At 68.5% G+C, this 12,132-nt stretch carries 14 protein-coding genes; 7 read left to right on the top strand and 7 right to left on the bottom strand.

Annotated features, from left to right (window positions below):
- The first annotated feature begins 44 nt into the window (after nt 1-44).
- Together NG1_RS18575 and NG1_RS18570 are read left to right on the top strand one after the other, a co-directional pair.
- Nucleotides 45-824, top strand: a complete 780-nt coding sequence (locus NG1_RS18575; protein WP_062972490.1) for an isoprenyl transferase — start codon at nt 45-47, stop codon at nt 822-824.
- Nucleotides 825-885: 61 nt separating this feature from the next.
- Nucleotides 886-1,485 (top strand): hypothetical protein, encoded by a 600-nt coding sequence (locus NG1_RS18570; RefSeq protein WP_062972488.1) that lies wholly within the window; start codon nt 886-888, stop codon nt 1,483-1,485.
- 6 nt (nt 1,486-1,491) lie between these two features.
- On the opposite strand, the gene coaA is transcribed toward NG1_RS18570, so the two are convergent.
- On the bottom strand, nt 1,492-2,424 hold the full coding sequence (gene coaA / locus NG1_RS18565) for a type I pantothenate kinase (protein WP_040869612.1): 933 nt from the start codon (nt 2,422-2,424) through the stop codon (nt 1,492-1,494).
- A gap of 181 nt (nt 2,425-2,605) precedes the next feature.
- Between coaA and NG1_RS18560 the strand changes: the two genes are divergently transcribed.
- Complete coding sequence (locus NG1_RS18560; RefSeq protein ID WP_062972486.1) at nt 2,606-3,805, top strand: hypothetical protein; 1,200 nt, start codon at nt 2,606-2,608, stop codon at nt 3,803-3,805.
- Between the two features lie 66 nt (nt 3,806-3,871).
- On the opposite strand, the gene NG1_RS18555 is transcribed toward NG1_RS18560, so the two are convergent.
- On the bottom strand, nt 3,872-4,330 hold the full coding sequence (locus NG1_RS18555) for a PaaI family thioesterase (protein ID WP_373686151.1): 459 nt from the start codon (nt 4,328-4,330) through the stop codon (nt 3,872-3,874).
- Nucleotides 4,331-4,424: 94 nt separating this feature from the next.
- Here NG1_RS18555 and NG1_RS18550 point away from each other — a divergent pair, with 94 nt between their 5' ends.
- Both NG1_RS18550 and glyA read left to right on the top strand, forming a co-directional pair.
- Nucleotides 4,425-5,003 carry a TetR/AcrR family transcriptional regulator gene (locus NG1_RS18550; protein ID WP_062972484.1) on the top strand — a complete coding sequence of 193 codons (579 nt, stop codon included), beginning with the start codon at nt 4,425-4,427 and terminating at the stop codon, nt 5,001-5,003.
- Nucleotides 5,004-5,117: 114 nt separating this feature from the next.
- The gene (gene glyA, locus NG1_RS18545; RefSeq protein ID WP_040869603.1) at nt 5,118-6,413 is read left to right on the top strand and encodes a serine hydroxymethyltransferase; all 1,296 of its coding nucleotides are present in this window, start codon (nt 5,118-5,120) and stop codon (nt 6,411-6,413) included.
- 111 nt (nt 6,414-6,524) lie between these two features.
- Here the strand turns inward: glyA and NG1_RS18540 are convergent, their stop codons facing one another.
- The 5 genes from NG1_RS18540 to NG1_RS18520 form a co-directional block, all read right to left on the bottom strand.
- Nucleotides 6,525-7,265 carry an ESX secretion-associated protein EspG gene (locus NG1_RS18540; RefSeq protein WP_062972482.1) on the bottom strand — a complete coding sequence of 247 codons (741 nt, stop codon included), beginning with the start codon at nt 7,263-7,265 and terminating at the stop codon, nt 6,525-6,527.
- On the bottom strand, nt 7,262-8,458 hold the full coding sequence (locus tag NG1_RS18535) for a hypothetical protein (protein WP_062972480.1): 1,197 nt from the start codon (nt 8,456-8,458) through the stop codon (nt 7,262-7,264). Before NG1_RS18535 ends, NG1_RS18540 begins: the two co-directional genes overlap by 4 nt.
- An 18-nt stretch (nt 8,459-8,476) precedes the next feature.
- Complete coding sequence (locus tag NG1_RS35760) at nt 8,477-9,073, bottom strand: DUF3558 domain-containing protein (RefSeq protein WP_084499018.1); 597 nt, start codon at nt 9,071-9,073, stop codon at nt 8,477-8,479.
- A complete protein-coding gene (locus tag NG1_RS18525) occupies nt 9,070-9,456 on the bottom strand; it encodes a hypothetical protein (protein WP_157114111.1) in 387 nt (128 codons plus the stop codon). The genes NG1_RS35760 and NG1_RS18525 overlap by 4 nt, the downstream gene beginning before the upstream one ends.
- A gap of 199 nt (nt 9,457-9,655) precedes the next feature.
- Entirely contained in the window at nt 9,656-10,852 is a 1,197-nt protein-coding gene (locus NG1_RS18520) for an FAD-dependent monooxygenase (protein ID WP_062972474.1), read from the bottom strand.
- 111 nt (nt 10,853-10,963) lie between these two features.
- Between NG1_RS18520 and NG1_RS18515 the strand changes: the two genes are divergently transcribed.
- Together NG1_RS18515 and NG1_RS18510 are read left to right on the top strand one after the other, a co-directional pair.
- Complete coding sequence (locus NG1_RS18515; protein ID WP_062972472.1) at nt 10,964-11,680, top strand: TetR/AcrR family transcriptional regulator; 717 nt, start codon at nt 10,964-10,966, stop codon at nt 11,678-11,680.
- Nucleotides 11,681-11,703: 23 nt separating this feature from the next.
- Nucleotides 11,704-12,126: a limonene-1,2-epoxide hydrolase family protein gene (locus NG1_RS18510; protein WP_062972643.1), complete on the top strand. Its 423-nt coding sequence runs from the start codon at nt 11,704-11,706 to the stop codon at nt 12,124-12,126.
- The last annotated feature ends 6 nt before the right edge of the window (nt 12,127-12,132 follow it).

Below are 12,132 nucleotides of genomic sequence, written 5' to 3'. Positions count from 1 at the left end.
CGGTCGATGCCGTGATCGTGCCCCCGAGGCGTAGGGTTGCCCGCGTGGAACTTCCGAGTCAGGTGCGGGGTCTGCCGTATCGCATCTACGAGGCCCGGCTGTCCAGGCAGCTGGCCGGCAAACAACATCCCCGGCACGTCGCGGTGATGTGTGACGGCAATCGCCGCTGGGCGCGGGAGAACGGTTTCACCGACGTCAGTCACGGCCACCGGGTCGGCGCGCTGAAGATCGCCGAGCTGGTCGGCTGGTGCGAGGCCGAGGGCATCGAGATGGTGACCGTCTACCTGCTGTCCACCGAGAACCTGCAGCGCGATCCCGACGAACTGGAGACGCTGTTCGAGGTGATCACCGATGTGGTCGAGGAGCTGTCGGCGCCGGAACAGAACTGGAGCGTGCGCATCGTCGGCTCGCTCGACGGCTTCCCCGAGTTGATCGCCAAGCGGTTGCGCACCGCCGCCGAGCGCACCGACGGCCGCGACGGGGTGCACGTCAACGTCGCGGTCGGTTACGGCGGCAGGCAGGAGATCACCGACGCGGTGCGCTCGCTGGTCCGTCAGGAGATCGCCGCGGGCGAAACCGGGGAGGACCTGGTCCAGTCGATCACCGTGAACGCCATCGGCCAGCACCTCTACACCTCCGGTCAGCCCGACCCCGACCTGGTCATTCGGACCTCCGGCGAGCAGCGGCTGTCCGGGTTCCTGCTGTGGCAGAGCGCATACTCGGAGATATGGTTCACCGAGGCGTATTGGCCGGAGTTCCGCCGGGTGGATTTCCTGCGGGCGCTGCGCGACTTCGCCGCGCGCCATCGCCGTTTCGGCGTCTGAGTCGATCTCGGCCCGGTGAATTCGGCGCCACCTCCGCCGTTCTCGCGTACCGTGCGGTCTCATGAGCGCGTTCGGTCAACGGCCCGCCGAAGCCGTCCGGCGCGAATCTGGCGACTTCATCAGCTATGCCGAGTTCGGTAGACGCTTCCTGGAGTACGCCGCCTCCGAAGAGCGCATCTCCGGCGCGTTCGCACAGTTGACCGGCACGGCCTTCGATTTCGGCCCGATCGGCGTAGGGCCGGGCCGCTTGGCCAAGGTGACCGCGGAGGTTCAGCTCGGCGCGTCCCGGCTGCGCCGTCACGGCGAAGAGGCGATCGCGTTCGAGCTGATCATCCCGCTCGAGGTCGACCTGCTGCTTGACTTGACGGTCGATCGGCACCGCTTCCACGTCGAGGGCACCGTGCACCTGCACCTGACGGTGCGCACGGCCGCGCCACTGCGGGTGGTGATCGATATCGCCGAACCGCGGCCGGCCGACGTGCGCGTCGACGTGGCCGCCGCCACCAAGCGCGGGCAATTGCTGCGCATCCTCGCCAGCGTCGATCACGAGATCAAGCGTTTCGTCGCCCGCTACATCTCCGCCGAGATCCGTAAGCCACACATCGCCGCGGTGCGAGATATCGATGTCGCCCGGCGCCTGGACGAGGCGTGGAAATTGTAAGCGGAATCACAATTTCCGTAGCCGCAGCCGGTTGATGCTGTGATCGGCGTCCTTGCGCAGCACCAGGGTGGCGCGCGGACGGGTGGGCAGAATGTTCTCCACCAGATTCGGCCGGTTGGTGTTGTTCCAGATCTCCTGCGCGGCGGCGGTGGCCTGCTCGTCGGTGAATCCGGAGTAGTGGTGGAAATGCGCGTTCGGATCGGCGAAAGCGGTGTTGCGCAGGGTGAGAAACCGTTGCACGTACCACTTCTCGATGTCCTCGATGCGCGCGTCGACGTAGATCGAGAAGTCGAACAGATCCGAGACCATCAGGCGCGGACCGGTCTGCAACACGTTCAAACCCTCCACGATCAGAATGTCGGGCTGGCGCACGCAGTGCTGCTTGCCCGACACGATGTCATAGGAGATGTGCGAATAGACCGGCGCGCAGACTTCGGCCGCACCGGATTTCACCTCGGTGACGAATCGCAGTAGCTTGCGGCGGTCGTAGCTCTCCGGGAAACCCTTACGGTGCATGATGCCGCGCCGGGTGAGTTCCGCGGTGGGATAGAGAAATCCGTCGGTGGTGACCAGGTCGACCCGCGGGTGGTGATCCCAGCGGGCCAGCAGCGCCTGCAACACGCGCGCGGTGGTCGACTTGCCCACCGCGACACTGCCCGCGACGCCGATCACGAACGGTACCTGCTGGTCGGGATGGGTTTCGCCGAGGAAGGTCGCGGTCGCGGCGAACAGCCGCTGACGGGCGGCCACTTGCAGATGGATGAGACGAGCGAGCGGAAGATAGACCTCCGCGACTTCCTCGAGATCGATCTGTTCCCCGAGACCGCGCAGGCCGATCAGTTCTTCCTCGGTGAGCACCAGGGGAGTCGATTTACGCAGGGTCCGCCACTGTTTCCGGTCGAATTCCACGTAGGGACTCGGCTCGCTCATTCGTGCCACTTACCCGACGCTCCATTTCGGCAAACACGCACAGTGCGGGTGCGGATCCGGTGAGATTCGGTCTAGCTGTCGCCGCATAGCCGAATTCTGCTCCGCGTCAACATCGTGGGATGAGCGGGGTACCACTACCCGTTGGTAACCGACTCGATGCACCAGGTGTGAACCGCTAATGTCGGCTGGCATGGATGCGCATCCGCTCGTGACCGAATACTTGCGGCTCGGCCTCGCCTTCGACCGGCTGGAGGAAGGGTTCGTCGACGCCTATACCGGCGACCCCGCCCTGCGCCGCGAGGTGCAGAACGCGCCCGCGCCGCAGCCGCGTGAGCTGGCTCGTCGTGCCGCCGAGTTGCGTGCCGCGGTGCCGGAGGCGGGGCTGGCGCCGCAGCGCGCCGAATTCCTCGACGCGCACCTGCGCGCGCTGGAATGTTCCGGACGGAAGTTCGCCGGGGACGACATCGGGTTCGTCGAGGAGGTCAGCGCCTACTTCGACGTCGATATCGCGCCCGGCGACGTGGACGACTACCGCGACGCGCACCGGCAGATGGACGAGGTGCTCGCGGGGGACGGTCCGCTGGCCGAACGGGTGGCCGCGCACCGCAAGGCCGATGAGATCCCGCCCGAGCGCCTGCAGGTCTGCGTCGAGGCGTTCTCCGGCGCGCTGCGCGAGTTGGTCCGCGCCCGCTACCCGCTGCCCGACCACGAGCACGTCACCTACGAGGTGGTCGGGGACAAGCCGTGGTCCGGGTTCAACTACTACCTGGGCAACTACCACTCCCGGGTCGCGATCAATTCCGACCTGAAGCAGCACATGGCGCACCTGCCGCAGCTGATCGCGCACGAGTCCTACCCGGGGCACCACACCGAGCACTGCCGCAAGGAGGCCGGGCTGGTCGCCACCGGGCAGGCCGAGCAGACGTTGTTCCTGGTGAACACGCCGCAGTGCCTGATGGCCGAGGGGCTCGCGGATCTGGCGCTGCGCTCGATCGTCGGACCCGGCTGGGGCAAGTGGGCGCAGGAGATCTACGCGGACCTGGGGCTGCGCTTCGACGGCGAACGAGCCGAACGCCTTTCGAACGCCTCCGCCAAGCTGCTGAGCGTGCGCCAGGACGCCGCGCTGCTGCTGCACGATCGGGGGCGGTCGCACGACGAGGTGGCGGAGTTCTTGCAGAAATGGAACCTGACGACGCCCGAGCGGGCGCGCCAGTCGCTGCGCTTCCTGTCCTCGCCGCTGTGGCGGGCGTACATCTCCACCTACGTCGAGGGGTACCGGCTGCTGGGCGGGTGGCTCGATCGCGCGGCCGACGCCGAGGACCGGGCCGACCGCTTCCGCAGGCTGCTCGACGAGCCGCTCACGCCGGGAGCGTTGCGCGCGGCCGCGTGAGCCGGTGTCCGGCGGGAACGGGCTGAGCCGCACGGCGTTCGTGCGGCCATGGCAGTGCTCCTCGGGTCACTGTTGTGCGCGGAAGATGACGCAGGTGGTGGTGGCGTGCGCGACCAGGCGGCCCTGCTCGTCGACCACCCGTCCCTCGGCGGTCGCGGTGGTGCGCCCGACGTGGATAGTGGTGCCGGTGGCGGTGAGGCGCTGTCCGCCGGTGGGCACGGCCCGGATGTAGTTGATCTTCAGCTCCAGCGTCGTGTACCCGACGCCGGGCTCCAGCGTGGTGTGCACCGCGCAGCCCATCACCGAGTCGAGCAGGGTCGCGCAGATGCCGCCGTGGGTGGTACCGAGCGGGTTGGCGAAGTCAGGCCGGGTGCGCAGCGCGAAGACCACCTTGCCGTGTTCGAGTTCGTCGACCTCCATGCCGAGCAGATCGCCGATGAACGGCGGGCGATCCGCCCGGCTCATCGCGGTGCGCAGGAGTTCGAGACCGGACAGTCGCGCCGGGTCGACCGTGGCTTCGGACATCAATCCCATCCTTTCGATGAACCGATCGGTCCACATCTGAGATGATTGCAACATGGACCGATCGGTTCACGCAACCCTCGGGCAAGGAGCTCGCATGACCGCAGGGCCGCGCGCCAGGCTGATCGAAAGCGCCATCGAACTGGTCCGTGAGCAGGGTGTGCACGCCGCGGGACTGACCACCCTGCTGGAACGCAGCAACGCCTCACGCAACTCGCTCTACCAGCACTTCCCGGCGGGGAAGAGCGAGCTGGTCGAGACCGCCACCCGGGTCGCGGGCGCGCGGACCGGCGAGGTGATCGACAAGGTCACCGCCGCGCCGCCGCGCCGCTGGTTCGATTCGCTGCTCGGTTGGTGGGTGCCCGCGCTGCGGAAGACCGACTATCGCGCCGGGTGCCCGGTCGTCGGGGCGGCGCTGGCCGAGTCCGAGCCCCGGGTGCAGGCGGCCGCGGGAGAGGTGTTCGCCGCCTGGCACGAGCGGCTCGGCGCTGCGCTGGTCTCGGCGGGCATGACCGCCGCCGATGCGCGCTCGTTCAGCAGTTTCGCGTTCAGCGCGATGGAGGGAGCGATCATCCAGGCGCGGGCCATGAAGTCCACGCGTCCGCTGGAAGACGCGCAGCGGCATCTCGCGGTGCTGTTGGAGAGCTACCTCCCGGAGGACGACGACTCCCGCTGACCACGGGGTGGGGCATGCGCGGGGAGTGTCGCACGTCACGGCCGTACCGCACGACGCGCGGGCGGGGTGAACCCCCTGCTCGAGGGCCGGGCCCGCGGCCCATAGACTGAGGTCGTGACGCAGACGACCGCCTCTGTCAATTCCCAGTCTCTCGGTGAGCTCGATCCGGAGCTCGCTGCCGCGATGGCAGGCGAGCTCGCCCGCGAACGCGACACGCTCGAGATGATCGCCTCGGAGAACTTCGTGCCGCGCGCGGTGCTGCAGGCGCAGGGCAGCGTGCTCACCAACAAGTACGCCGAGGGTTACCCGGGGCGGCGCTACTACGGCGGCTGCGAGCACGTGGACGTGGTGGAGACTCTGGCGCGCGACCGCGCCAAGGAGTTGTTCGGCGCCGAATTCGCCAACGTGCAGCCGCATTCCGGCGCGCAGGCCAACGCCGCGGTGCTGATGTCGCTGATGGACCCGGGCGACAAGCTGCTCGGCCTCGACCTCGCGCACGGTGGTCACCTGACCCACGGCATGCGCCTGAACTTCTCCGGCAAGCTCTACGAGGTGCACTCCTACGGGGTGAGCAAGGAAGACCACCGCGTCGACATGGACGAGGTGCGCGAGATCGCCCTGCAGGCGCGTCCGAAGGTGATCGTGGCGGGCTGGTCGGCCTACCCGCGCCATCAGGACTTCGCGGCGTTCCGCTCGATCGCCGACGAGGTCGGCGCCTACCTGTGGGTGGACATGGCGCACTTCGCAGGCCTGGTCGCCGCCGGTCTGCACCCCTCGCCGGTGCCCTACGCCGACGTAGTGTCCTCCACCGTGCACAAGACCCTCGGCGGTCCGCGCTCCGGCCTCATCCTGGCCAAGCAGGAGTACGCGAAAAAGCTGAACAGCGCGGTGTTCCCGGGCCAGCAGGGTGGTCCGCTCATGCACGCCATCGCCGCCAAGGCCGTCGCCTTCAAGATCGCCGCGGGTGAGGAGTTCAAGAACCGTCAGGAGCGCACCCTGTCGGGCGCGAAGATCCTGGCCGAGCGGCTCACCGCCGCCGACGTCAAGGACAAGGGCGTCAGCGTGCTCACCGGCGGCACCGACGTGCACCTGGTGCTGGTCGACCTGCGCAACTCCGAACTCGACGGCCAGCAGGGCGAAGACCTGCTGCACGAGATCGGTATCACCGTGAACCGCAACGCCGTTCCGTTCGACCCGCGGCCCCCGATGGTCACCTCCGGCCTGCGGATCGGCACCGCCGCCCTGGCCACCCGCGGCTTCGGCGACACCGAGTTCACCGAGGTCGCCGACATCATCGCGAGCGCGCTGGCCGGTAACGCCGACCTGGACGCACTGCGCGCCCGGGTGAGCAAGCTGGCGCAGGACGTTCCGCTGTACGACGGCCTCGAGGACTGGCGCCTGCTGGGCTGACGCCGGGTTCCGCGCAGCGGCGCGAGGTGAACCGCGAGTGGCGCAGCCCGGAGGTCCCTTCTCGGGAAATGCCGCGACCATGTGCCACTCGTCGCCGCCGGGCGAGCGGGGTCACCGGTCCAGGCGCGCCTTGGCCCGCACGATCGACTCGTCCAGGTACCGGGTGATATCTGCGCTGGTGCCGGGGCGGATCATCAGAGCGCGATTGGCGGGCACCTCGCAGTAGCGGCCATCGGGCGTGTCGATCCAGCGGAGGCGGCCGGTGCGCAGCGGTTCGGCGTTGCGCGGGCCGATTAGCACGACCGCGGTCCCGCGAGTGGTGCACGATTGCCGCCAGAAACGCCGGTAGCGTTCCTTGGCCTGACTGGCCGGCGCGTTTCCGAACACATCGGGGCGATCATCGTTCAGGTCGTCGAGCAGGAAACTCTTCTCGCCGACCGTTCCGGCCGGGGTGTCCGGCAGCAAACGCGCCAATTCGGTGGCGAGCTGATCGGTTCGGTAGCGGCGCAACCGGACTCGGCCGCCGTCCGGGCCCGGCGTCTGCACGGCGAGCACCCCGGATCCGGTGCGTGTCCCAGCGGCGACGGCGCGCAGTTCGACGCCCTCGCGCGTGTTGTCGTACCCGAACAGTTCGATGCGCCAGTCGGGACCGGCGAGCGTGGTGATCGCGCTGCGCAGGGGCAGACGCTCGTCGCGGCTCAGCTCGGCGCGGAACTGCCGTTGATACTCCCGGTACTCGTGCAGGCCGGGGAATTGGCTGGTGAATCGGAACGGGAACGGCATGCGATCCAGCCCCGTGCCGAACCAGGCCGCGGCGAACTGCTCGGCCGACAGCGACCACTGCGCCGTCATTTCTCGCCCAGCGCGGGCGGCACGGTCGGCTGCACTTCGCCGAGCAACTCCTTCGCGTGTTCCTCGGTGCGCAGGTACTTCGGCGACTTGTGCTCGTCGTCGTCCGCGCGCCTGCCGCGCAGCCCCGGTGGGACCATGCCCGAGTACCCCGCGCCGCCGGGCGCTGCCGGGCGTCCCACCGTGCTGGTCTGCGGATTCGCCGCCCCGGGGGTAGTGGGTTGGGCAGGGCGAGAAGTACCCGACCGCGCCTCGTTGTCCGCGACGCCGGGAGTTCCGGCCGCACCGGGCGTCGCCTGCCGGGCCGGTGTGCCGTTCGGTCTGCCCTCGAACGCTGCGGGGACCACGGCGGCGGGTGCGCTGGTAGGCGGCGGCGTCGTGGACACCAACGGCGTGCTCGAGGTTGTCGTCGTCTGTGCGCTCGTAGCGGATACCGGTGTTGTGGTCGCCGTGTCCTGGCCTTGTGCGACGGCCTGTGGCGTGGTCGTTTCCGAGGTGTCCTCCGCCGCTGGTTGCGCAGGCTCGTCCGAGGTGCGTTCCTCCTCCACATCAGCGGCCGAGGCGGTGCCTTCGGATGAGGGCTCGTCACCGGAGGAAGAGGTGTCGGTGGGGCGGTCGGCGTCCACCGGCTGTGCACCCACGTCGGAGTTCACAGCCGTACCGGTGCCCGTCTCGATCCCCGTCGGCGTCGTGGCGGCGGGATCCACCGGTGGGGGCAGGGTGGGAATGGCCGGAGCGGTCGCCCCGTACGGCTGGATGTACTGGGTGTTCATCTCGTCGCGGGCCTGTTCCTCACGCGAGTTGCGCTGTTCGGCATTCCCCGCGCCTGCCGAGGTGTCCACCAATTCCGGCACCGACGCCTTGAATTTGGCCGCCGCGTCCGCTGCCGCCGACAGTGGCAGGCTCTGCGCGCCGAGGGCCTCGCCGAGTTCGCCCACCCGCGCCGTGTAGTCCCGCACGCCGCGCACCGCGCTGTCGGCCGCCGCGCCCTCCCAGTTCTGTTCCACCGCGTTCTTGATCGCGTTCTCGAACTGCTGCCCCGCGTTCGTGACCGCCGCCGCGATGGCCGACCACGCCGCGAACGCCCCTTCGAGCCCTGCCGGATTCATCGCGTCGGCGGCCTGCTTGATCTCCGCGTGCGAGAAACTGTGCGCGTTCTCCGGATTGGTGATCGCGCGGCCGTCGGTCTGTCTCATGATCGCTTCCCCCGGTGTTCAGCTGCCCGCGGGCAGCAGTGGTGCGATTGCTCGGGCGATATCGGTGGCGTTGTCACACGGTGACAGTTTGCGTGGATGCTTGCCGCTCGGGTCATCGACGAGGATGTACAGGGAGCCGTCGCGCATCTCGATGTTGATCGTGCAGCCGCCGGGGACATCCGGTCGAGCTTCGTACCGCAACGCATTTCGGCTTCCGACGGGAATTCCTGCGGCCGAAGGAAACTTCTCCTTCACCTGGTCGAGCGTCCCGTTGGTTGTTTGGATCGTGAAGCTGTACCCGGCTCGCGCCACATACCGGCAGCCTTTCCAGCTGATGCCGCCGGTGCTGTTCTGCTTCGGTGCGGGCGGCAGCGCGTCCCACTGATGCTCGGCCAAGAACTGCGGCGTCAGGGCGGTGCAGGGATCGAACGCTGTCCGCGGGGCCGCCTCGACGCTCGAGCTTGCCCCGGTGCTCGGACCATTCGCCCCCGTAGTCGATGTCGGCGGTTCCGATGACGTTGTCTCGCCGTCGCAACCGGTGAGCAGAACAGCCAGCAGGGATGCGGCGACGAAACTCGCCCTGGACCGACGACGTACGTATCCACGGCCGTTCATACGCGGAGTTCCCGCATCTTCGCTGCGAACTCGCTGTCGGTGCGTTGATAGGCGTCGCTGATCGCCTTGAACATGGCCCGGATTTCCTCCGCGACTGCGAGGTACTCGTTCAGAGTGTCGTAGGCGTTGTTCGGGCCGCCGAACCCTTTCTCCCGGAACAGCCGGACCAGTTCGGCCGCCGACGACAGACGCGGATTGTCCTCGCCCAATCCCCACTGCGTCTGCTCGCCGAGTTCACGGGCATCCGCACGTGCGCCGGTGAGCTGGTCGATCAACTCCTGGCACGCCCGGTCGATCTCCACGAACCCTTGCGGGTCCATCCGTACCCGCAGCGCTCCGGTTTTCGCAGCTTCGATGTACCCGGGAAACGGGCTGTCCGCCATCGCGGCCCCTTCCGTCAGTGCCGTCTGACCTTATAGACGCGTCCCGCCGCACTCCGGTTCCATCGAAACACAGCCGACTTCTCGGTGCGCCCCGTCGTGCCGCTCGTCGTCGGCGGCGCGACGGTTCCGAACTGGGAGGTTGTGCCGAATCCCGATGGGCGCGGCCGATCCGATCGTTGTCAAGGCCGCTGACGGATGCCTAGCGCGCGTTCGCCGCGGCGACCAGTGCGGGGTAGTCCTTCAGATCGATGTCGTTGGCGGCGTTGTCGCTGTATTTCGTCATCAGCGCGAACAGCCGGGAACCGAAGAACCAGTTGCGCATCCTGATGCCGCGCGCGGTCTTGGGCGCCAGGAAACGACCGGCGTTGCTGTTGCCCGCGATCTTCGCGTAGCGCTTCATGATCTCGTCGTAGCGGGCGAACGCCACGGTGTGATCGCCGCCGGCCGATGCCAACTCGCCCGCGATGACGTACGCCCCGACGACGGCGAGCCCGGTGCCGAAGCCTCCGAGCGTGTTTCCGTATCCGGAGTCGCCGACCAGCGCGACACGTCCCTTGGTGTATCCGTCCGGCATGCGCACCTGGCTGATCGTGTCCATGTAGAAGTCGTCGAATCCGGCCAGCTCGGTGAGCATCCGCGGTACTTCCCAGCCCACCTCGGCGTAGGTCTCGGCGAGGATGCGGCGCTGGGCCGCGCTGTCGTCCCGTCCGTAGTCGAGTTCGGGGGAGGCGAACATGTACATCTGCTGTGCCTTCGGGCCGCCGCTGATCGCGAGTCGTCCGGGAGCGTTGTGGGCGTGCGCGGTCACCCGCTCGCGTGGTCCGGTGGTCCTGCCGCTCCATGGACTGGCGCCCGCGACGGCGTAGTAGTAACCCAGGTATTTCACGAAGTCGCGCTCGGGGCCGAACGCCAGCCTGCGGACCCGCGAGTGGATGCCGTCGGCGCCGAAGATGAGGTCGAAGGTGCGGGCGTCCGCGTGCTCGAACTCGACGTAGACGCCGTCCGCGTTCTCGGTGAGCGCGGTGATCGAATCGCCGAACAGGTATTCGCAGTGGTCTGCCGTGCGCCGGTAGAAGATCTCGGCCAGGTCGCCGCGCAGGATCTCGACGTCGCCGCCGGTGAAGTCGCCCGACATCAGGGCCAGCCGGGTGCCCTGCTCGTCCACGAACACGGTGTCGGTGGTGCCCGTCCTGCGTTGCTCGATGTCCTCCAGCACGCCCATCCGCTCCAGCACCGTGCGGTGGGTGCGGCCCTTGAAGTCGATCGCCTGGCCCCCGGGGCGCAGCGCCGGAGCGCGCTCCACCACGGTGACCGCGAACCCGTAATGGCGCAGCCAGTAGGCCAGCGCGGGTCCGGCGACGCTGGCGCCGGAGATGAGAACGGTGGTGTTGCGCATGATGAACTCCTGTCGGAATCTGCGTCCAATGGAAACTGTATCCGTGGGACTCGAATAAGAGTATGGTGGACACAGTTTCACGTCAAGACGATCTCCGGAAGGATTTCGGGCATGCCGACACCGACCGCACTCGAATTGCTCTGGGGCACCGGTCAGCGCCCCAAGCGGGGCCCCAAACCAGCGCTGTCCTTGGAGCGGATCGTCGCGGAGGCCATCGAGCTGGCCGATGCCGAAGGACTGGCGCACCTGTCCATGCAGCGGCTGGCCGAGCGGCTCGGCTTCACGAAGATGTCGCTGTACCGCTACGTGCCCGGCAAGGCCGAACTCGTCGCGCTGATGCTGGACACGGCGCTGGGCGCGCCGCCGGAGATGAGCGCGGCCGCGGAGACGTCGCAGGACGCTTGGCGGGATCTGCTGGCCTTGTGGTGCGAGACGATCTACGAACGCTTCCGCTCTCACCCCTGGTCGCTGGAGGTGTTGGTGGGCATGCGGCCGATCGGCCCGAACGAGCTGGCCTGGATGGAAGCCGCGCTGGGCGCGCTCGCCGGGACCGGGCTCACCACCGCCGAACGCCTGGACACCATCGTTCTGCTGACCGGGCACGCCCGCAGCCTGGCGCAGCAGGTGCGGATGACGGACGCCGAGGAGTTCGAGAAACAGATCGCGGGGCAGTTCGCCGAGATGGTGGCGGCCGCGGCCGAACGATACCCGGCCGCGGCCGCCGCGTTCGCCGAGGAAGGCGCGGTCGCGGGAGGGGCGGGTGCGCTGAGATTCGGCATCGCGCGCATTCTGGACGGACTGGCCGTGCTCATCGCGCGCCGCGGATGACCGGCGCGGCCTACGCTCGGACCATGACCGACGAACCCGACCTGAGACAGGACTCGATCACCACCGTGCGGGAGTTCTTCGCCGCGCTGGAGATGGGCGCCTCCGAGGAGGCGATCGACCTGCTGCACCCGGACATCGTCTGGAAGAACACCTCGCTGCCCGACCTGCGCGGCATCCGCCGGGTCGGCGGCGTGCTGCGCGGCCTGAGCCGCGACTCCATCGGCTTCGGGGTGGACCTGCACCACATCGCCGCCGACGGCGACGTCGTGCTCACCGACCGCACCGATTATCTGCGCTTCGGGCCGGTGCGGGTCGGTTTCTGGGTCACCGGCACGTTCGAACTGCGGGACGGCCGAATCATCCTGTGGCACGACCACTTCAGCTGGGGGAACTTCCTGCGCGGCACCGCCGCCGGCCTCTGGCGGGCCGCGCTCACCCGCGGCTGACCCGGC

This window comes from Nocardia gamkensis NBRC 108242, from assembly GCF_001612985.1.
GTDB classification, from domain to species: Bacteria; Actinomycetota; Actinomycetes; order Mycobacteriales; family Mycobacteriaceae; genus Nocardia; species Nocardia gamkensis.
This window is presented reverse-complemented; position numbering and strand designations above follow the sequence as displayed.

Coding starts and splice junctions, on each gene's coding strand:
- NG1_RS18520 (WP_062972474.1), bottom strand. CDS start 10,852: ATGCGCAACACCACCGTTCTCATCTCCGGCGCCAGCGTCGCCGGACCC.
- NG1_RS18560 (WP_062972486.1), top strand. CDS start 2,606: ATGGATGCGCATCCGCTCGTGACCGAATACTTGCGGCTCGGCCTCGCC.
- NG1_RS18515 (WP_062972472.1), top strand. CDS start 10,964: ATGCCGACACCGACCGCACTCGAATTGCTCTGGGGCACCGGTCAGCGC.
- NG1_RS18535 (WP_062972480.1), bottom strand. CDS start 8,458: ATGAGACAGACCGACGGCCGCGCGATCACCAATCCGGAGAACGCGCAC.
- NG1_RS18550 (WP_062972484.1), top strand. CDS start 4,425: ATGACCGCAGGGCCGCGCGCCAGGCTGATCGAAAGCGCCATCGAACTG.
- NG1_RS18525 (WP_157114111.1), bottom strand. CDS start 9,456: ATGGCGGACAGCCCGTTTCCCGGGTACATCGAAGCTGCGAAAACCGGA.
- NG1_RS18510 (WP_062972643.1), top strand. CDS start 11,704: ATGACCGACGAACCCGACCTGAGACAGGACTCGATCACCACCGTGCGG.
- NG1_RS18555 (WP_373686151.1), bottom strand. CDS start 4,330: ATGTCCGAAGCCACGGTCGACCCGGCGCGACTGTCCGGTCTCGAACTC.
- NG1_RS18570 (WP_062972488.1), top strand. CDS start 886: ATGAGCGCGTTCGGTCAACGGCCCGCCGAAGCCGTCCGGCGCGAATCT.
- NG1_RS18540 (WP_062972482.1), bottom strand. CDS start 7,265: ATGACGGCGCAGTGGTCGCTGTCGGCCGAGCAGTTCGCCGCGGCCTGG.
- NG1_RS35760 (WP_084499018.1), bottom strand. CDS start 9,073: ATGAACGGCCGTGGATACGTACGTCGTCGGTCCAGGGCGAGTTTCGTC.